The 20,296-nt window shown below is 72.5% G+C and carries 13 protein-coding genes and 1 pseudogene; 8 read left to right on the top strand and 6 right to left on the bottom strand.

Features of this window, described 5'->3' with window-relative positions:
- Positions 1-112 precede the first annotated feature (112 nt).
- The 3 genes and pseudogenes from AB0L06_RS03060 to AB0L06_RS03070 all read right to left on the bottom strand — a co-directional run.
- Positions 113-925, bottom strand: coding sequence for an SWIM zinc finger family protein (locus AB0L06_RS03060; RefSeq protein ID WP_500229218.1), 813 nt, complete (start codon positions 923-925; stop codon positions 113-115).
- Complete coding sequence (locus tag AB0L06_RS03065) at positions 925-3,921, bottom strand: SNF2-related protein (protein ID WP_500229309.1); 2,997 nt, start codon at positions 3,919-3,921, stop codon at positions 925-927. The genes AB0L06_RS03060 and AB0L06_RS03065 overlap by 1 nt, the downstream gene beginning before the upstream one ends.
- Positions 3,907-5,400 (bottom strand): annotated as a pseudogene (locus tag AB0L06_RS03070) (SNF2 helicase-associated domain-containing protein); the annotation flags it as partial. The gene AB0L06_RS03065 and the pseudogene AB0L06_RS03070, both read right to left, overlap by 15 nt.
- A 148-nt stretch (positions 5,401-5,548) precedes the next feature.
- Between AB0L06_RS03070 and AB0L06_RS03075 the strand changes: the two are divergent.
- On the top strand, positions 5,549-6,331 hold the full coding sequence (locus tag AB0L06_RS03075; RefSeq protein ID WP_500229219.1) for an enoyl-CoA hydratase/isomerase family protein: 783 nt from the start codon (positions 5,549-5,551) through the stop codon (positions 6,329-6,331).
- 9 nt (positions 6,332-6,340) lie between these two features.
- Here AB0L06_RS03075 and AB0L06_RS03080 read toward each other — a convergent pair whose 3' ends face one another.
- The gene (locus AB0L06_RS03080) at positions 6,341-7,846 is read right to left on the bottom strand and encodes a serine/threonine-protein kinase (protein ID WP_500229220.1); all 1,506 of its coding nucleotides are present in this window, start codon (positions 7,844-7,846) and stop codon (positions 6,341-6,343) included.
- A gap of 188 nt (positions 7,847-8,034) precedes the next feature.
- Here AB0L06_RS03080 and AB0L06_RS03085 point away from each other — a divergent pair, with 188 nt between their 5' ends.
- From AB0L06_RS03085 to AB0L06_RS03115, 7 genes are all read left to right on the top strand, one after another.
- Entirely contained in the window at positions 8,035-8,802 is a 768-nt protein-coding gene (locus AB0L06_RS03085) for an SDR family NAD(P)-dependent oxidoreductase (protein WP_500229221.1), read from the top strand.
- Between the two features lie 253 nt (positions 8,803-9,055).
- Positions 9,056-10,006 (top strand): acyl-ACP desaturase, encoded by a 951-nt coding sequence (locus AB0L06_RS03090; RefSeq protein WP_500229222.1) that lies wholly within the window; start codon positions 9,056-9,058, stop codon positions 10,004-10,006.
- Between the two features lie 76 nt (positions 10,007-10,082).
- The gene (locus tag AB0L06_RS03095) at positions 10,083-10,943 is read left to right on the top strand and encodes a serine/threonine-protein kinase (RefSeq protein WP_500229223.1); all 861 of its coding nucleotides are present in this window, start codon (positions 10,083-10,085) and stop codon (positions 10,941-10,943) included.
- A gap of 126 nt (positions 10,944-11,069) precedes the next feature.
- Positions 11,070-13,109 (top strand): protein kinase domain-containing protein, encoded by a 2,040-nt coding sequence (locus AB0L06_RS03100; RefSeq protein ID WP_500229224.1) that lies wholly within the window; start codon positions 11,070-11,072, stop codon positions 13,107-13,109.
- A 213-nt stretch (positions 13,110-13,322) separates the two neighbouring features.
- Entirely contained in the window at positions 13,323-14,771 is a 1,449-nt protein-coding gene (locus AB0L06_RS03105) for a hypothetical protein (protein ID WP_500229225.1), read from the top strand.
- A gap of 333 nt (positions 14,772-15,104) precedes the next feature.
- Positions 15,105-15,884 carry an electron transfer flavoprotein subunit beta/FixA family protein gene (locus AB0L06_RS03110; RefSeq protein WP_500229226.1) on the top strand — a complete coding sequence of 260 codons (780 nt, stop codon included), beginning with the start codon at positions 15,105-15,107 and terminating at the stop codon, positions 15,882-15,884.
- A 22-nt stretch (positions 15,885-15,906) separates the two neighbouring features.
- A complete protein-coding gene (locus AB0L06_RS03115) occupies positions 15,907-16,857 on the top strand; it encodes an electron transfer flavoprotein subunit alpha/FixB family protein (RefSeq protein ID WP_500229227.1) in 951 nt (316 codons plus the stop codon).
- A 57-nt stretch (positions 16,858-16,914) separates the two neighbouring features.
- Here the strand turns inward: AB0L06_RS03115 and AB0L06_RS03120 are convergent, their stop codons facing one another.
- Positions 16,915-18,783, bottom strand: a complete 1,869-nt coding sequence (locus AB0L06_RS03120; RefSeq protein ID WP_500229228.1) for a serine/threonine-protein kinase — start codon at positions 18,781-18,783, stop codon at positions 16,915-16,917.
- Positions 18,784-18,880: 97 nt separating this feature from the next.
- A complete protein-coding gene (locus AB0L06_RS03125; RefSeq protein WP_500229229.1) occupies positions 18,881-20,152 on the bottom strand; it encodes an MFS transporter in 1,272 nt (423 codons plus the stop codon).
- Between the last annotated feature and the right edge of the window lie 144 nt (positions 20,153-20,296).

Below are 20,296 nucleotides of genomic sequence, written 5' to 3' on the forward strand. Positions count from 1 at the left end.
GGCTGACCCGACGCCACTACGGCCGCCCCACGCCACTACGGCTGGCCCCGTGCCACTGCGGCTGACCCGACGCCACCGGCCTCCCCTCCAGGGTCAGTCGGTCCCTCCAGGGTCAGTCGGTGGTGAACGGGGTGGACGCCAGGGCCTCGTAGGCGGGCTGGAGGACGTCGGTGAGGGCGCGGCGGCGGACCTTCACCGGCGGCGGCTCGACGACCTGCATCAGGAACCCCGGCGGGACGGGCGGGACCGCGGGACGGTCGCGCAGCCGGGCCAGGCCCGAGGGCGGCGTCCAAAAGCCCTCGGCGGCCAGCGGCTCGTCCTCGACCTCGAACGGGCTCGGCGCGTCCTGCGCGGGGGCGCGGCGCAGGGCGGTGAGGAGCCGGTCGCGGGTGCGGCCGTTCCAGGCGAGGATGAGGAACGGGTCGTCGTCGAAGGACTCGGCGAGCAGGTAGAGGACGGCCGCGGCGTGCTTGCACGGGTCGCCCCAGTCCGGGCAGTCGCACATCAGGTGCAGGTCGGCGGCGGACTCGGGGAACAGCGACAGGCCGAGACCGGCGAACACGTCCTCGATCTCGGGGGGCATCTCCCCGGCGAGCAGCCGGGCCCGGAACACCGCGCGGGTCGCGAGCTCGGCCTCCACCCGCGCCCAGTCGGCGTCGTCGATCGCGTCGATGCCGAGCGCCACCTCGTAGGGCTCGGGCCGCGACCCCTGGACGCGCGCCGTCACCTCGTACGCCTCGACCCGCAGGTCGATGACCTGGCCCTTGCGCGCGTAGGAGCGGCCGCGCTGGAGCCGCCCGGTGTCGGCCAACGACTCGACCAGGTCGATGAACCGGCGCGACCACCACTCCGATCCGATCGACCCGCGCCTCGTGTGCGCGCGGAGGCCGCCCTCGACCTCGATGGGATCGCCGTACTGCGGCATCAGTCGCTCACCGCCTCGGGGGACAGGCGCAGGACGTCGCGCAGCTCGGCGACCGACAGCTCGGTGAGCCAGTCCTCGCCGGTGCCGACGATGGACTCGGCCAGCGCCTTCTTGCGTTCGATCATCTCGTCCACCCGCTCCTCCATCGTGCCGACGCAGACGAACTTGCGGACCTGCACGTTCTTGGTCTGCCCGATGCGGAACGCGCGGTCGGTGGCCTGGTCCTCGACCGCGGGGTTCCACCAGCGGTCGACGTGCACGACGTGGTTGGCGGCGGTCAGCGTGAGCCCGGTGCCGGCGGCCTTCAGCGACAGCAGGAACACCGACGGCTCGGAATCGCTCTGGAAGTGCTGGACCAGGTCGTCCCGCTGCTGCTTGGACGTGCCGCCGTGCAGCCACAGGACGGGCCGTTCGAGCCGCGCCGCCAGGTACGGCTGGAGCATCGAGCCGAACTCGGCGTACTGGGTGAACACCAGCGCCTTCTCGCCCTGCTCGACCACCTCGGCGCAGATCTCCTCGAGCCGTTCCAGCTTCCCGGACCGGCCGGGCAGCCGCGAGCCGTCCTTGAGCAGGTGCGCCGGGTGGTTGCAGACCTGCTTGAGCTTGGCCATCGTCGCCAGGACCAGCCCGCGCCGCTGCTTCTCGTCGGCCTCCGCGATCTGCTCGAGCATGTCGTCGAGCGTCGCCTGGTACAGGGACGCCTGCTCGGGCGTGAGGTTGCAGTAGACCTTGATCTCCTGCTTCTCCGGCAGGTCGGAGATGATCGACTTGTCGGTCTTCAGCCTGCGCAGGATGAACGGCTGCGTCGCGCGCTTGAGCGCCGATGCCGCCCGCTCGTCGCCGTCCCGCTCGATCGGCACGGCGAACCGCTCCCGGAACGCCGCGCGCGGCCCGAGCAGCCCCGGGTTCGCGAACTCCATGATCGACCACAGCTCGGTCAGGTGGTTCTCCACGGGCGTTCCGGTCAGGGCGAGCCTCGTGCGCGCGGGGATGCCACGCACCGCGCGCGCCTGCCGGGTGCCGCTGTTCTTCAGCGCCTGGGCCTCGTCGCACACCACGCGCCGCCAGGGCACCTCGGCCAGCATCTCCGCGTCCCGCGCCGCCGTTCCGTACGTGGTCAGCACCAGATCGGCCTGCGACGCCGCCCGCACCAGCTCCTCGTCCCGATGCCGCCCCGTCCCGTGATGCACGTAGACCCGCAGCTTCGGCGTGAACTTCGCCGCCTCCCGCTGCCAGTTCCCCACCAGCGACATGGGCCCCACCAGCAGCGTCGGCCCGGGGCCTTCACCCTCAGACTCGCCAACGCGTTCTGCGGCGAGGAGAGCGAGAGTCTGCGCCGTGTTGTGGCTCAGGACACCCTCGGCCACGTAGTTGTGGTGGCCGGCGACCTCGAAGTCGTAGACGTGACCTTCGTAGTCGATCTCCTCAACGGAAGCGACCGTCGCGTAGAAGGCGTCTCGCGTGGCCCGTGCGTGGAGAAGGTCGCGGATCTGCCGCAGGCCGTCCTTGTCCAAGCCCTCATAGGCGGCAAGGGGCCGGGAGGTCCACTTGCTCTTGGGCAGGGCTGCGTACTGGGACGCCGCCTCGCCGGACAGCATGCGGTCCATCGCTTCCACCGCGTCGCGTGCGGTGGCACGGGAGAGCTCCTGGGTGCCTGCGAAGTAGACGCAGGGCACACCGAAATGCAGCATCGGCAGGCCGGTGAGCTCGCGAGCCTGCTGAAGCAGGTCGCTGCCGGGGACACCCTCGGTGTTGGAGTTGGCGGGCTTCTCGCAGACGGCGTCGAGTTTGGCCTGCTTGACGGGGTCGGCGATGCCGATGTGCTCACGGAAGAGACGGAGACTCGGACCGCCGATGATGGCCACCTGGTAAGGCCGCTTGATGCCTGTTCCGTTGGTGGCGTGCTTGTATTTGGTGCGCACCCGCAGCCAGATGCCGAATCGTCGCAGCATCGCCGAGAGCTGACGGATGATGAATACCGAGGCTGATGATATCTCGACGATGCGGGATTCTTGCAGGACGGCTGCCTCGGCCGCGAAATAATGGCGCAGGAACAGGGAGACGGTGGCATCGTCCGCAGAGACGATGGGGTCGGGAATTTTCTTGTGCTTGGAGACTCTTCCCCAACGGTACCCCAGCCGCTCCTCGATGAATTCGCGGTATTCTTTGCTGTCGAAACGCAGATATGAGCCATGGGATTCGTTGGCTGGGCTGATCGAGGGCCGGTTGACCTTGAGGCGGAAGCGATCGCCGACCCGCAGAAGGCGCGTGCGCAGGTCGACGAGTACCCGGACGTCCTTCTGGGTGATAGTTGCACTGGACGGTCGGGGTTCGTGGCCTTCGGCGATCTGCCAGGCGAGCAGGATGGTCAGGTCCGGATCGACGGGGGTGCCGTCATGGGTCAGGCGCGCCGGGACGCAGACTCGGTCACCCACCTGCAACTCTCGGGTCCAGCCGTCGAGGCCGTGCACGCGGTGTCGGCGGGTGACGGTGAAGTCACTGCCGTCGTTCAGCCGGATTCGACGGAGGGGCTCGCGGACGTGCTGTCGGTAGAGTCGGATGACCGATGCTTGGACGATATGGCCGTCAGCGTCGATGGAATTGACTGTGAGGGTCTCTTTCGGAGTGGCCCAGACTCCGCCATCGTCGTCATATTCTGGAAGAGTCGCATAGCGTGCCCAGATGTCCTTTGTCTTACTGAGGAAGCCGTTGATATAGACAAGATCATCCGGAGAATGGCACTTACCCAGCCCCATCGAATCTGCGAGAATTCCGCCTAGTTCTAGAGATTCCATGAACTGGAGCCAGGAAAGGCCGCGTTCTTGGAAGGGGCGGAGCTTTCCGTTGAATCCCTCGGGGGTTGTGACCGGAGCGAGGCGGCGGTCGGCGGAGCCGGAGAGGAGGTCGCCGAAGGAGCCGTCCGCGTCGACGTCGACGAGGGGGAGGGCGTCGTCGCCGGCGTGGATGACGGCGCGCATGGCCTCGGCGGCGGGCATCGTGCCCGCGCGGGGGTGGCGGAGGAAGTCGAGCGCGGCTTCGAGCTGTTCCTCGTCCAGCTCGACCCACTGGCCGCGGAGGCGGACGAGCGGCGCCTTGAGGCGGGCGAGCTCTTCGAGTTCGTCCTCGTCGATGGCCTCGTCGCCGATGGCGAGGTCCCAGCGGAAGTCGACCATGCCCTGGAGGTCGAAACCGGAGCTCGTGGCCGCGCCCGAGCCCTCGCCCTCCTGCGAGCGCGTGGTGAGCTTCATGCCGAGCTTGGCCTTGCCCGCCCACTGCGGCAGCAGGACGCCGAAGCCCGCGGCGGCGAGCATGGGAGCCGCCTGCTTGAGGAAGCGGAACGCTCCGGCGGTGTCGAGCCCGGCCTCGCAGGGGACGGGGCCGTTCAGGGCCGGGGCCATGTCGGGGAACAGGCGCAGGGCCCGTCCGAGGCCGGCGAGGAGGGTCTCCTCAGCGTCGGGGAGGAAGTTCGCCTCGCCCGCCCAGATGAGCGCGGCGGGGACGTAGAGGCTCAGGTCCTCCGTGCCCTGGAGGGCGAACTCGACCCGCCACGACGGCGCGGACGGCTCCACGGAGGTCTCTTCCGGGGTTTCCGCGGTCTCTTCGGTGTCTTCGGTGGTGGACGGCTCGTAGAGCCGGAAGCAGACGCGTAGGGGGCCGGACGGGCGGTGGGCGGCGGTGTACCAGGCGTCCAGCTCGGTGATCAGGTCGCCGGGGTCGTCGCGGGGCTCGCGCGCGACCAGTGGGGACGGGCCGGTGAGGGCCTCGACCCAGCGCTCGGCCAGGGGCAGGCGGTCGGGGGCCTTGCCCTTGCGCGGGGGGAGCAGCGGGTGGGGCACGACCCCGCGGACGGCGGTGTCGACCATGCCGGACAGGGCCTCGCGCAGGACCTCGGCCGCCGGACGGCCCCCCTCGGCGGCGCGGCACGCGGCGGGCATCGCGCGCGCGAGGTCGCCGAAGCGGGTGGGGTCGTCGATCACCGGACGCCAGCGCGCGACGAGGTCGCCGTCCTCACGGAGCAGGGCGGGCAGGACGTGGCCGCGCTCGGCGAGCCGGACGGCCTCGTCCGCGAGCAGGCACAGGAACCGCAGGTCGCTGCCGGGGACGATGTCGCCGCTGTGCTCGGCGGCCTGGAGCAGCGCCATCGCCGGGAACGGCTCCAGGACGAGCGCGGGGACCCGCCAGGCGCGCAGCTCGGGCGGCCCGTCGAACGGCTCGGGGCCGAGCTCGGCCGACGGCTGCGGATGGTCGCCGTGGGTGGGCAGCGCCATCGCCAGGTCGACCCGCATCGCTCCGGTGACCAGCGGCTCGTAGGACGTGCCGGAGAAGTCGCGGGTCGCGAACGGATGCGCCTCCCCGCCGGACGGACCCCGCCCGCCCCCGGACGGGCCCGCGTCGCCGGCGGGCGTGTGCGGACCGCTCCGCTCGGCCCACAGGCACAGCGCCCCGCCGTGCCACGTGCCGTGCGCGACCAGCATGCCGATGTTCCCCCAGCTCACCCGAACCTTCCGAAGACCACCGAAGCTACCAGCGGCCGCCGACACGTGACCCGCCTCCGCCGATCTGTGGAAAACCTCGAGAGATTAGGCTCTGGGCGTTGGTGTTCCGGCAGCGATGGAGGCGTTCGTGGGCGAGTTCGTGCGTGTCGAGTCCGAAGGCGGCGTGGCGACGATCAGGCTGGACCGGCCGAAGATGAACGCCCTCAACTCCCAGATGCAGCGCGAGCTGATCGAGGCCGCGCGGCAGGTGGGCGAGGACGACGAGACGGCGGCGGTCGTCCTGTACGGCGGGGAGCGGGTGTTCGCGGCCGGGGCCGACATCTTGGAGATGGCGCCGCTCTCGTACGCGCAGATGTCGGGCGGCCCGTCCCTGCTGCTGCAGGACTTCACCAAGGCGCTCGCGGCGATCCCGAAGCCGGTCATCGCGGCGATCACCGGGTACGCGCTCGGCGGCGGCCTCGAGGTGGCGCTGACCGCCGACTTCCGGGTCGCGGGCGCGGGCGCGAAGGTGGGGCAGCCGGAGATCCAGCTCGGGATCATCCCGGGCGCGGGCGGCACGCAGCGGCTCGCGCGCCTGGTCGGCCCCGCCAAGGCGAAGGACCTGATCTTCTCCGGACGCCACGTGCGCGCGGACGAGGCGCTGGCCATGGGCCTCGTCGACCGCGTCGTCCCGGACGACCAGGTCCATGAGGAGGCCGTCACCTGGGCCAAGACCTTCGTGGGCGGGCCCGCGCTGGCGCTGCGCGCCGCCAAGCAGGCCATCGACTCGGGCATTGAGGTCGACCTTGAGACGGGCCTGGAGATCGAGCGCACCCGGTTCTCCGCGCTGTTCGCCACCGAGGACCAGCAGAACGGCATGAAGAGCTTCATGGAGGAGGGCCCCGGCAAGGCCAAGTTCACCGGCCGCTGACCCCGGGGGTCACTCGCCGCTGTCTCCGAACGAGGGCAGCGGCCACCAGATGGCGGGATGGACCGCGAACGCCGCGGTGACGAGCAGCCCTATGGCGACGATGGGCAGAATCAGCCTCAGCCATAGGGCTGCCGACGCGTTGTAGCGGCATCGCAGTGCCACGACGATCGCGGCCAGGACGCCCAGCGCGATCTCCGCCGCACGCCCGGACGCGGGGGTGAGCCGGGTCAGCGCGAAGATGGCGGCATAGAGGCCCGCCCCCGCCACGGACAGCAACCCCAGGCGGACGAGTACTTCCAGTGGGACGGCGATGAGGGCGGCGGTGCCCGCCCGGATCCGTGCGCCGCGTCCGCCTCGTGCGCTCGTGATGCGGAGCCGCATCCGCCGGAGGGCCCGGCGCGCGTAGACCAGGATGAACCAGAGCAGGCAGGCGGCCGACGTCAAGATCGGTACGGCGAGGGCCGTTCCCGGAATGACGGCCAGCATGAGCGCGCCCAGCACCCCACGGAGCCTTCGCGGACGTGTACCGGCCTGGCGGCGTGTCCCCTCACCCTTTGCGGCCTTGTCGCCCTGCCCGGGTTTCTCCGGCTCCTGCGCGTGCGATGCCTCGACCTCCTGCGCGCGCGTCTCCTCCTCAACCGCCTCCTCCGGCGCCGCATCGGCCGCGTCCACCTCAGGAGTGGCGGGCGGACGGGGCGGAATCGGGATCGTCTCAGTCGGCGCGTCCGGCGGAATGGGCCGAAGGAGAGGCAGCAGCTCGATCGCCGTCGGACGGTCCGCGGGGTCCACGGAGAGAGCGGCCCGGACGGCGGGGAGCAGGTCGCGCGGAACACCCGTCAGGTCCGCGCGCCCGCGCAGGATCCGGGAGCAGATGGCCGCCGCCGGGCCGGTGCCGAAGGGCGAGCGGCCTGTGGCCGCGTGCACGACGGACGCGCCCCAGGAGAAGATGTCGGACGCCGGAGTGGCGCGTTCGCCGTCCAGGACCTCGGGCGCGAGGTAGCCGGGGGTGCCGATGGCGGTGCCCGTGAGCGTGAGGCGGGTCGCGTCCAGCACATGCGCGAGGCCGAAGTCGATGACGACGGGGTCGCCGTCGACGAGCATGACGTTTCCCGGCTTGAGGTCGCGGTGGACGACGCCGCCCTCGTGGATGGCCACGAGCGAGCGCGCGAGCCCGCGCGCGCACCTGCGCAGGGCGGCCCCGCGCAGCGGCCCCCGCTCGCGCAGGACCTCGTCCAGCGTCCGGCCCTGGACGTAGCGGGTGACGATGTACGGGCGGTGCGCGGTGAAGTCGGCGTCCAGGAGCTCGGCGACGAACGGGCCGCGCACCCGGCGCATGGTGGCGACCTCGCGTTCGAGCCGCTTGCGGGCGACCTCGTCGCGCGCGACGGCCGGATGCAGGACCTTCACGGCCACGGCCCGGCCGTGCTCGTCCAGGGCGAGGCTGACCTCGCCCATCCCGCCGACGCCGAGCTCTTCGAGCACCCGGTAGGGGCCGATCCGATCTTCCGTTCGCACTGGGACACCCGTCGCGCTCGTGGACTGCGGTGCATGATCGTATGGGGTTTGCCCCGAGATGTCCCCGAGGCACGACCGATGGGTCTCGATCCAGTCACATTCTGACACCTGAACGGGCCGTCATCGGCGGCCTTGTCCGAGGTGAAGCGCGCTCCGCGCGTGCGGGGAAGCCGCTAGCATCACCCGCCATGCGGCAGGCGTTCCGAACCGCCCTCGTCACGGGCGCTTCCAGTGGGATCGGCGAGAGTTTCGCGCGTGAACTGGCCGCGCGCGGCGCGGATCTCGTCATCGTCGCCCGCCGCGCCGAGCGGCTGGACCAGCTCGCGCGCGAGCTGGTCGAGCGGTTCCGGGTCGCGGTCGAGGTGGTCGCCGCCGACCTCACCGATCCCGCCGAGCGGGACGAGGTCGAGCGCAGGCTCCGCCACGACCCCGTGGAACTGCTGGTCAACAACGCCGGGTTCGGCGCGCTCGGGGCGTTCGTCGACCTTCCCCTGGACGAACAGCTCCGCGAGATCGACCTCAACGTGAACGCGCTCGTCAGGCTGACCCACGCCGTCCTGCCCGGAATGCTCGCGCGCGGACGAGGCGGGGTGCTGAACGTCTCGTCCGTGGCAGGATTCGCACCGGCCCCCGGCAGTGCGACGTATGGCGCGACCAAGGCGTACGTGGCGTCCTTCTCGGAGAGCCTGCACGCGGAGGTCGTCGGACAGGGCGTCCATGTCACCGCGCTCTGCCCCGGCTTCACGCGCACGGACGAGGCCCACGACCCGCATCCCCTGTGGCTGCGCCGGGAGGACGTCGCGCGCGAGGGCCTGGACGCCGTGGAACTGGGCCGTGCCCTGTGCGTCCCCGGCCTTCAGTACAAGGCGGCGATGCCCGCCCTCAAGATGCTGCCCCGGCCGCTCCTGCGCGCCGCGGCCAATCGCCTATGGAAACAGGCCGCTGACACGCAGTGACCGCCGGCCGGAGCCGCTCCGCCGGATCCGGCCCGAGTTTCATCACTTCCGACAAGAATTCCGCTGTCCGCCTTGTGACGAGAGTGCCTTGACGCAGGCCGGACGCGCTCGCGAACATCGAACCTACGCTTTCGTAGGTTTGCTGGTCGCCCCGGTGACCGGCGATCCCGGCCGAGCCCCTGCGAACGCCGCGCCGCGCCCCTGCCCTGGGACCGCCGCCCATCGGCCGCCCTCCGTCCAGCGAAGGAACCGCATGACCGTGACGCCCGAGTCCAAGCACCAGATCCAGCTCCTCATCGAGCTCGAGCCGGTCGTCGAGAACGAGCTCAACCGGCACCTCGGGGTGGCCAAGGAGTGGTTCCCGCACCAGTACGTTCCGTGGAGCCAGGGCCGCGACTTCGACGGTCCGCTCGGCGGCGAGGGCTGGGAGCCCGGGGACTCCAAGATCACCGAAGAGGCGCGCGAGTCGCTGATCGTCAACCTGCTCACCGAGGACAACCTCCCGGGCTACCACCGCGCCATCGCCGACGTGTTCGGCCGGGACGGCGCGTGGGGCACGTGGGTCAACCGGTGGACCGCCGAGGAGAACCGGCACGGGATCGTCCTGCGCGACTACCTCACGGTGACCCGCGCCGTCGACCCGATCGCGCTGGAACGCGCGCGCATGAAGCACATGGAGGTCGGCTACGAGGCCGACCACGGCGACTCGTTCCTGCATGGTGTGGCGTACGTCTCGTTCCAGGAGCTCGCCACCCGCGTCTCGCACCGCAACACCGGCAAGGCGTCCGGCGACCCGATCTGCGACCAGATGCTCTCGCGCGTGGCCGCGGACGAGAACCTCCACATGGTCTTCTACCGGAACCTGCTCGGCGCGGCCTTCGACCTCGCGCCCGACGAGACCATGCGCGCCGTCACCGACGTCGTGAAGGGGTTCCACATGCCGGGCCACAGCATCGACGGGTTCATGCGCAAGTCCGTGGTCATCGCCAACGCGGGCATCTACGACCTGCGCCTGCACCACGACGACGTCCTCGTCCCGGTGCTGCGCAAGTGGGGCGTGTTCGAGCGCACCGACCTGAACGGTGACGGCGAGAAGGCGCGCGAGGAGCTGGCCGAGTTCATGACCGGCCTGAACGGCGCCGCCACCAAGTTCGAGACCCGCCGCGAGGAGCGCCGCGCCCGCCAGGCCGCCCGCAAGGCCTGACCGCATCACCCACCCGCCCTGCCGAAGACCCCGGTTTCCCAGGAACGCCTCTGGCGGAACCGGCGTCATAGGAGGTATGGGGACGCATCGGCGGCTGGGTGACTATCGGTTGCTGAACGAGATCGGGCGCGGGGGGACCGCGGTCGTCCATCTCGCCTTGGACCCGGCCGGACGCGAGGTCGCGGTCAAGGAGCTGAGGGCGGAGTTCGCGCCCGAACCGGAGGCCCGCCGGCGGCTGGCCAGGGAGATGGCGGCCCAGCGGAGGGTGGACAGCCCATACGTCGCGCCGCTGCTCGGCGGCCGGATCGAGAGCGACCGGCCGCATCTCGCCATGGGCTACGTGCCGGGCACGCCGCTCGGAGACCTCGTGGACGCGTACGGCCCGCTGCACCGCGCGCGCGTGCCGAGGTTCGCCCGGACGCTGGCTCTCGCGCTGGCGGCCGTCCATGACGCGGGGGTGCTGCACCGGGACGTGGCGCCGGGCAACGTCATGGTCCTCGGTGACCGTCCGACCCTTATCGACTTCGGCATCGCGCACGAGCCGGGCTCCGACCACGTCCTGTACACGGCGGAGCGCCCGCAGCGGGCTCGGCGCATGGTCGCGGGCACCCCGGCCTACCTCGCCCCCGAACTCATCGAGGGCGGGAACGCCTCCGCCGCCTCGGACGTCTTCGCCTGGGGGGCCACCGTCGCATACGCGGCGACGGGGCGGTCGCCGTTCGGCAAGGGGTCGCTGCACGCGGTGTGCTTCCGGATCCTGCGCGGGATGGCCGACCTCGACGGGATCGCCGGGCCGCTGGCGGGGCCGGTGCGCGGGGCGCTCTCGCGTGACCCGGCGGACCGCCCGTCCGCGCGCTGGCTGGCCGGGGCGCTCGCCGAGTGGGCGGGCGAATTCGCGGTTCCGGCGAACTCCGCCGCCCGTGCGGCCGTCGCATGATCGTGAGGAGCCGGAGAGTGGACGGCGGACGGGGGAACTCGCAATGGTGGGACGGATGGCGCGAATCGGACGCCCCGGTGGCGGGCGCGGCCCGGCCCGGTGGACGAAGGTAGGGTTTCCGAAACGATGAAGGGGGCTACCACGTCCGGGGAGAGCGTCGACCAGTCGATCGGCCACTACCGCGTCCTGGAAACACTCGGGGAGGGCGGCATGGGGGTCGTCTACCTCGGCGTCGCCCCCGACGGCCGCGAGGTGGCGATCAAGGTGCTGCGCCCCGCGGTGGCGGGCGACGCGACGGCGCGCCGCAGGCTGGCCCGTGAGACCGACTCGATGCGCCGGGTCCGCAGCGCCAACGTGGCCGAGATCCTCGACGCGGACGTCACCGCCGAACGGCCCTACATCGTCACCCAGTACGTCCCCGGCCGGACGCTCGAGGAGGTCGTCGAGGACGCCGGGCCGCTCTACGGGCGTGCGCTGCAGCGCCTGGCGGTGGGCCTCGCCGAGGCCCTGTCGGCGATCCACGACGCGGGGATCATCCACCGCGACCTCAAGCCCGCGAACGTGATGCTGCTGGACGGCGAGCCGATCGTCATCGACTTCGGCATCGCCCAGGGCGCGGACGCGACCCGGCTGACCGCGACCGGCATGGTGATCGGCACGCCCGGCTACCTGGCCCCGGAGATCATCGAGGGCGAGGACGCCGGCCCGCCGTCGGACGTGCACGCCTGGGCGGGCACCGTCGGCTACGCCGCGACCGGACGGCCCCCGTTCGGCTCCGGCACCTTCGAGTCGATCTTCTACAAGATCATGCAGGGCCGCCCCGACCTGGACGGCGTGCCGGAGGCGCTGCTGCCGGTGCTGCGCGCCGCGATGGCCCGGAACCCGGCCGAGCGCCCGGGGGCGGCGAAGCTGACCGGGCTGGTCCAGCGGATCGACATCGACGCGACGGTCGCCGACCAGACCCGCGTCGACGACCAGTTCGTGACCCGGCCCGACCACGCCGTCCCGCTGGGGATGCCGCCGATCGGGGAGCCGGAGACCGTCCAGGACAAGCCGTCCCCGGTCGAGCCCGAGACCCTCCAGGACGCGGCGAGCCACCTGGGCGCGCCCTCGATGGACGGCGGCGCGGAGACCCTCCGCGACACGCCTCCGCCGATGCCCGCGCCCGTCCACGTGCAGCAGCCCAAGGACTTCGTCGGGATGCTGCCGCCGGCCGCGCCCCCGCCCGTCCCGCCGCCCGCGCCCGGGCCGTACGACCGTCCCGCCCGCGCCGGTTATCCACAGGGCGTGCGTCCGCCGGCGCCTCCGAACCGGCAGGCCTGGCCGCAGCAGGGCGGGCTCAGCCGGGGCGAGGCGCAGCCGCCCCAGCCGTACGACCCCTACCAGCAGCAGGCGCAGCAACGCCCCGACCAGCAGCAGGCGCAGCAGCGCCCCGACCAGCAGCGCCCCGACCAGCAGCGCCCTGACCAGCGGCGTCCCGATCAGCAGCGGCCCGACCAGCAGTCTCCGAAGCAGCGGCCCGAGCCGCAGGAGAAGCGCGAGCACCCGAAGCCGTTCGGCTGGTACCGGGTGCTCAGCCTGCTCGTCCTGGGCGCGCTCATCGCGTTCGCGAACATCGCGCCGCTGCTCGCGGTCGCGGTGACGATCGCCGGGGTCCTGGTGCTGCGCGCGGCCGACAAGGCCGCCAAGGGCATGGAGGGCCGCCGCACCCGGCGCGGCCCGCGTTCGGGCGACGCGGTCGGCGCGGCGTTCCGGACGCCGCTGCACCTGCCCGGCGCGGTCATGGCGACGGCGCTGCTCTCGGCGCTCTCGCTGTTCGCGGGCGCGATCATGCTGGGCGTGCTCATGTTCGCCTACCCGGACATGACCGCGTCCAAGGCGGTGGCGTATTCCTGCATGCTCGTGATCGGCCTGCTGACCCTCGCCCCGGGCAGCGGCGCGCCGCGCCGCCAGCTCGCGCGCGTGTGGGGGGCGCTGCTCCCGCGCGCGGAGGCGGCCCTCGCGGGCGTCCTGATCCTCGGGATCTTCGCGGTCGTGCTCGCCGTCCTGTCCCAGAAGCAGCCGCCCGACACCACCCCGGTGGACGGCATGAGCGACAGCCTGACCAGCGTCCGCGAGCGCGTGACGGACATCCTCCACGGCCACATCCCCTTCATCGGCGGATGACCCGGGGCGCGGCGGGCCCCGTGAAGCCCCGGCTTCCGCGGGGCCCCGGCATTCGCGAGGCCTCGGGCTCTGCTGGGTCCCGGGTGGACGGCCACTCCGAGTGACCGGGCGAACGCGGGGAGCGTCGGGATCGCGGGAGCTTCCCCTACCGGTGGGAAACGGAGCGCTCATGAGACACCGGGCAGGCCCTGCGCCCGATAGGGTCCCGAGTCCATGAGCGGGGAGACGAGCCACCAGGAGCACATCGGTCCGTACCGGCTGCTGTCCCGGCTGGACGGGCCGTCCGGTGTCGTCCACCGGGCGGCGGACGCGACCGGTCGTGACGTGGCGATCCGGATGCTGCCGCCGGACGCGGCCCCCGATGTCGCGCGCATGCGCGCGGTGCTCAGCCCCTACGTGGTGGACGTCCTGGACGGCGATCCCGAGGCCCGTCCGCCGTACGTCGTGTCGCGGCTCGTGCCGGGGCGTCCGCTGGACGAGACCGTGGCCGCGGACGGCCCGCTCCGCGGCTCGAAGCTCCGGTACATGGCGGTCGCGCTCGCCAAGGCCGTCGCGGCGATCCACCGTGCCGGCCTCGGGCACGGCTCGCTCGACCCGCGCAGTGTCCTGGTCGTGGACGGCGCGCCGGTCGTGGTCGACTTCGCCCTCGTCGCCGACCCCGAGGGCCCGGCGGGCGACATCCGGGCGTGGGCCGAGACCATCCTGTTCGCGGCCACCGGAAGCGAGGACGCCTCCCTGGAGGCCCCCGGTGTTCCGGACGCCCTGCGCGGCCTGCTCCGCGCCGCCGCGGCGCTCGACCTGGCGGCGCGTCCGAACGCCGAGGAGCTGATCGCCGCCGCGTCCAAGCTCGACCTGGGCCCGGACCCCGAGCCGGCCGCCGAGGTCCGGGCGCCGTATCCCGACGCCCCGGCCACCGGGGGCTTCCCCGCCGTGATGTCCACGACCGGCGGTTTCGCCATGCCCTCCGCGGACGACACGGGCGGATTCATGATGCCCGGTCCGGTCGGCACGGGCGCGTTCCCCGGGCCGGCGGCCGGCGTGGCGACCGCCGTCGCGCCGCCTGCGCCCGAGGGCGACGTCGCGGTCGGCGGCGGACGCCATGCCGGAACCGCGGACGTCCACGAACTCGCCGTCGTGCGCGGATGGGCTCGCCTGCTCGCGGTCCTGGTGATCGTGATCGCCGGGTGCGTCTCGGTCATGATGCCGGTGGTCGGCGTGACGGTGTCGGCCCTGGCGGTGACGCTGCTGCGGATCACGCGCGCACGAGGAACGATCGGACGCGTCGAGGCCATCGGCCGGACGCTCCTGTCCCTGCCCTACGCGGCCGTGTTCGCCGTCGGGGTCCCGCTGATGGTCGTGGGGGTCGCGGCGGTGGGCCTCGAACTGTCCCCCCTGGGCGCGGGCGCGCTCGGCGCCGGGACGGGCACGATCGCCCTCTGGACGGCCCCGGGCGCGGGCGGCGCGCGGCGGGCCCTGGAGAGCGCGTTCGAGCCGCTGGCGTGGCGTCCGGGCACCGTCGCGGTGGCGGGCCTGGTGCTCGGCGTCCTGACGCTCGTGGGGCTGGTCGCGGCGATGTCGTTCACGCCGAGCTTCGCGCCGCTCTACGGCCTGCAGAGCTCCCTGGAGGCCACGCTCTCCCGGCTCCAGAACTCCCTGCACTGAACGCCGGACGGACGCAGGACGAAAGCCGGATGGACAGCGACAAAGTGACCCGTTCCACAGGGGGCGGTGGGAGAACGCGCTCGCAGAGTGGCGTTCTCCTACGTGGGGTAGGTCTCACGGAACGGGTTTCGCACAGCCCCTACTGACCGGTAACATCTGCGGTGTACGGTCAACCCGGGACCCGGGGCCGAAAGACGTTCGGGTCTTTGGCAGGCTGTCAGGTGCGCCGCCGCGAGGCGGCGCGCGAGCACGCGTCGACCCGGCCCACGGGCGGCGTCCTTATGTCCGCTTACCCCAGCGGCCAACTGAGTGCAGGGAGGTCGGCCACCGGCCATGAACATCGTCGTCTGCGTGAAGCAGGTTCCCGACACGGAGAGCCCGCGCAAGCTGAAGTCCGATGACAGCACCCTCGACCGCGCTGCGGCGGACGGTGTCATCAACGAGCTCGATGAGTACGCGATCGAAGAGGCGCTGCGCATCAAGGAGGCCCAGGGCGGCGAGGTGACCGTCCTGACCATGGGTCCCGGCAAGGCGACCGAGTCGATCCGCAAGGCCCTCGCCATGGGCGCCGACAAGGCCGTCCACCTGACGGACGAGGCGCTGGCCGGCTCCGACGCCTTCCAGACCTCCTACGCCATGCAGCAGGTCCTCGGCCGCACCGGCTTCGACCTGGTGATCCTCGGTTCGGAGTCCACCGACGCCCGCACCGGCATGCTCGCCGCGATGCTCGCCGAGCGCCTCGGCGTTCCGCAGCTGTCGCTGGCCAACAAGGTCGAGATCGACGGTTCCGCGATCAGCATCCAGCGCCAGACCGACTACGGCTACGACAAGGTCGAGGCGACCCTGCCGGCCGTGGTCAGCGTCGTCGAGAAGATCAACGAGCCGCGCTACCCGTCCTTCAAGGGCATCATGGCGGCCAAGAAGAAGCCGGTCGAGACGCTGGACGTCGCGGGCGCGGGCATCGACGCGGGCCAGGTCGGCATCGCCAACGCCGGGACCGCGGTCGTGGACTTCGCCGAGGCTCCGGCGCGCGCGCAGGGCCAGATCGTCACGGACGAGGGCGACGGCGGCGTGAAGATCGCCGAGTTCCTCGCCTCGAAGAAGTTCGTCTGAGCGGGGAAGGGGACCCTAAGCAATGAGTGAGATCCTGGTCCTCGTCGACCACGTCGACGGTGACGTCAAGAAGGTCACCCTCGAACTGCTCACGCTCGCCAACCGCCTCGGTGACGCCGCGGCGGTATGGGTGGGCCCGGGCTACGAGGGCGCCAAGGGCAAGCTGGCCGAGTTCGGCGCGAAGAAGGCCTACCTGGCCGCCGACGAGGAGCTGACCTCCTACGTCGTCGCGCCGAAGGCCGCGCTGCTCGCCAAGCTCGTCCAGGAGAAGGCCCCGGCCGCCGTGCTGGTCGCCGCGACCGCCGAGGGCAAGGAGGTCGCCGGACGCCTGGCGATCAAGACCGGCTCCGGCGCGCTCACCGACGTCGTGGACGTCGCCGAGGGCTTCGTCGGCGAGCACTCCATCTTCGGCGGCGGGATCATCGCGCACGCCAAGGTGACGTCCGGCACGCCGATCATCGCCGTCCGCCCGAACTCCGTCGCGCCCGAGGCCGCCCCGGCGGACACGGCCGAGGAGCAGGTGTCGGTCGAGCTGTCGGCGGCCGACAAGGCCGCCAAGGTCGTCGAGAAGGTCGTCGAGGAGAAGGGCGAGCGCCCGGACCTCACCGAGGCCGCGATCGTGGTCTCCGGCGGCCGCGGCGTCGGCTCCGGCGAGAACTTCTCGATCATCGAGGCGCTGGCCGACACCCTCGGCGGAGCGGTCGGCGCGTCCCGCGCGGCGACCGACGCCGGGTGGTACCCGCACCAGTTCCAGGTCGGCCAGACCGGCAAGACGGTGTCGCCGCAGCTGTACATCGCGGTCGGCATCTCCGGCGCGATCCAGCACCGGGCCGGCATGCAGACGTCCAAGACGATCATCGCGATCAACAAGGACCCCGAGGCCCCGATCTTCGAGCTGGTCGACTACGGCGTGGTCGGCGACCTGTTCCAGGTCGCCCCACAGCTGACCGAGGAGATCAACAAGCGCAAGTAGGCAGCGCGTGCTCGTGACGCCCCGGCCGGGTTCCCCCGGCCGGGGCGTTCCTCTCTCTCAGGGGGTCGGCCTCACGGACGTCACGGGGAACGGGACGGCGGCCGTGACCTCCGGCTTCAGCAGGTCCGCGACCTCGCCGTACGGGACGTCCGAGCTCTGGTTCCCGCACGAGCTCGAGTAGCCGAGCGCCGCGCCCTGGTAGGCCACGCGGATCCCGGACGCGGTGAGCGCCACCGAGACCTCTCCGCTCGCCAGCTGCTTGGCGGTGATGCCGGGACCGGCAGGCTCACGGGGGCACCAGCGGTGTCCCGGCAGGTGCGCGAGGACCTTCGGCGACAGCGCGGGCGACGGAGTCCGGAACAGGTCGATCGGACGCGTGTACGCCGTCCCGGTGTCGAGGTCGACGGTGACCGACCGCGCCTGGTCCCAGCCCGTCCCGATCTGGCCCTTGACGTCCGTGTCGTACCGGACGCTCAGCAGCTTCGGCCCGCGCAGCAGGATCGTCGGGCGGACCGTCCCGGTGTAGGCGCCCGGCTGCCCGCCGAGGATGCCCTTGGCGTCCGTCCAGCGCCGGTCGAGAGGGGCGCGCAGCGCGGCGTCCAGCTTCTGGTCGAGCGCCGGGTCCTTATGCCCGGACACCGTGACGACCTGGCCGTTCACCTGCCACTTCCCGCCGCCGGGCAGGGGCGACAGCGGCTCGTTCAGCGCGGTCAGCCGGATCGCGATCGGGGGCGGCGGCGCGGGCTTCCTCTTGGCGGAGTGGGACGTGACGTACACGGCCGCGCCGCCGCCGACCGCGACCACGGCCGCCCCGGCGACCGCGAGGCCGGTCTTGGCGCTCACCCCCGGGAGGACCTTGCCCGCGGTCCCCGCGGCCTTGCCGGCGGTTCCCGCGGCCTTGCCGGCGGTTCCCGCGGCCTTGCCGGCGGTTCCCGCGGCCTTGCCGGCGGTTCCCGCGGCCTTGCCGGCCGCCGAGGCCCCGCTCGCGGTCGAGCTTCCCGCGCCCGCTCCCGCACCCGCGCCTGCCCCGGCGCTTCCCGCGCCCGCGCCCAGGCCCATGCTCGTGAGGGGGAAGAGCGCGGCGAGCGCGGCGGCGGTCCCGGCGAGGGCGGTGACGCCGCGCCGCTCCCAGTCCGTCCCGTACGCCTCGGACGCGGCCGACTCCAGCTCGCGGACGAACGCCATCGCGCCCGGCGGACGGTCCCACGGGTCCTTCGCCATGCCGCGCTCGACCAGCTCCCGCAGCGCCTCCGGGACCGTCTCGGACGGCACGGGCGCCGACAGGTGCAGCTCCCGCAGCGTCTCGGTGTTCGGCGCGCGGAACGGCCGCTCGCCCGTCACGCACTCCACGAACACGCAGGTCGCGGCGTACACGTCGGTCGCGGGGGAGGAGGGCTCGGCGCGCCACTGCTCGGGGGCCATGTAGACCGGGGTGCCGGAGCGGTCCGCGGCGCCCGCGTCCACCGCGACGCCGAAGTCGATCAGCTTGCTCAGCCCGTCCGCGCGGACGACCACGTTCGCGGGCTTGTAGTCGCGGTGGACGATCCCGAGGTCGTGCGCCGCCGCGAGGCCGAGCAGCGACCCCTTGAGCAGGGCGAGCGCGCCCTCGGGCGGCAGCGCGCCGCGCTCGGCGAGCAGCGCGCGCAGCGACGCGCCGTCCACCGCCTCCATCACGATCGCCAGGCCGCCGTCCGCCTCGACCAGCCCGAACAGCTGCGCGACGTACGGGCTGCGCAGGCGGCTCAGCAGCTCGGCCTCGCGCCGGAAGGTCTCCCGGAAGCGCGTGTCGGCGGTGTGCCCGGCGGACAGGTACTTGATCGCGGCGGGCCGTCCGGTGTCGTCGTGCCGGGCCAGGACCACGCGGCCCTGCGCGCCCTCGCCGAGGACCTTCAGCTCGGTGTACCCGGGTACCCGCCAGCCGTCCATGCCCGTCCCCTCACCCGAAGTGATCTGGTCCCGAGCGTTTATAGCGAAAGAGGGGGATCGTCCGCTCGGACGATCCCCCTCTCGGGCGTTCTTGCTCTCAGGCGGCCACGGGCTGCGTGTCGCCGTCCGGACGCGGCGCGGGCACGTCGGCGAGGATCTGCTCACCGGTCACGGCGCCGGGCGCCTCGGCGGGAGACTCCTCGACCCGGACCGAGCCGATCTCGCCCGACCCGAGCGGGATGAACCGGGCCCCGGCCGAGATGAGCAGGGCCAGCACGACGACGGCGCCGACGCCGATCCGCAGCGACGTCGCGTCCGCGAGGAACCCGACGACGACCGGGCCGAGCAGCAGGCCGCCGTAGCCCATCGCCCCGGCCTGGGCGACCGCGGCGGCAGGCTGGCCGGGCGCGGACGTCCCGGCGAGGGACATCGAGATCGGCACGACCGTGGCGACGACCAGACCGGACAGGAAGAACCCGATGATCGCGACCGTGGTGTTCGGCGCGGTGACCACGACGGTCATCGCGACCGCGGTGCCGACGCCCGCGGCGGTCAGCAGGTTCCGGGTGCCGATCCACATCCGCAGGTGGTCCCCGCCGATCCGGCCGATCAGCATGGCCACCTGGAACATCGGGTAGCCGAGCGCCGCGACGGCCTGCGTCGCGCCGAGCTCGCCGTGCAGCAGCAGGCCGCTCCAGTCGGCGATCGAGCCCTCGGTCATGAAGCCGATGAACGCCAGCAGTCCGACCAGGTAGACCGCGATCGGCAGCCGGGCGCGGCGGCGCTCGCCGCCCACGGCGGCCGCGGCGGCGCGGACCGGGCGGTCGACCAGGTAGGTCGGGCCGAGCAGCAGCGCGAGGGGCAGCGCGGCGATCGCGACGGCGAGCACGGTGTTGCTGAAGCCGAGCCCGGCGTGCGCGGTGCCGAACCCGATGAGGCCGCCGCTCATGGCGCCGACGCACCAGCCCGCGTGCATGCCCGACAGGATCGGCCGCCTGTACTCGTGCTCGACCACGCTGGCCTGCGCGTTCATGGCGATGTCGGTGATCCCGAAGGCCATCCCGAAGACCGCGACGGCCGCGATCAGCACCGCGTAGGTCGGGGCGAACGCGACGCCGACGTAGGACACCGCGGTCAGCGGCAGCGCGACGCGCAGGACGGGGCGGCTGCCGAGCCGTCCCATCACCGACCGCAGCCCCTGCATCGCGACCAGCGCGCCGAGGCCCCAGACGAGGACCACGATGCCGATCTCGCTCTCGCTCGCGCCGAACTTGGTCGCGAGCGCGGGCATGCGTGACGTCCACACACCACAGAGCAGTCCTGCCAAAGCGAAGGTCAGGAACGTGCCTGTGCGAGCGCGCAGCAGCATGGTTCACCTCTTTCTCGTCTGGTCGGGGCGGAGGACCCGGGGGATTCAGGTGTCCGGGCGTGCGGGAACGCTCCAAAGCCCATGGGGGCACCCGGAGGCTCCCCGGCGCGCGCCGGGGTCGGTTTCGGTCGTGCTGAGTGGGGT

The organism is Spirillospora sp. NPDC052269, from assembly GCF_040679435.1.
Classification (GTDB): domain Bacteria; phylum Actinomycetota; class Actinomycetes; order Streptosporangiales; family Streptosporangiaceae; genus Spirillospora.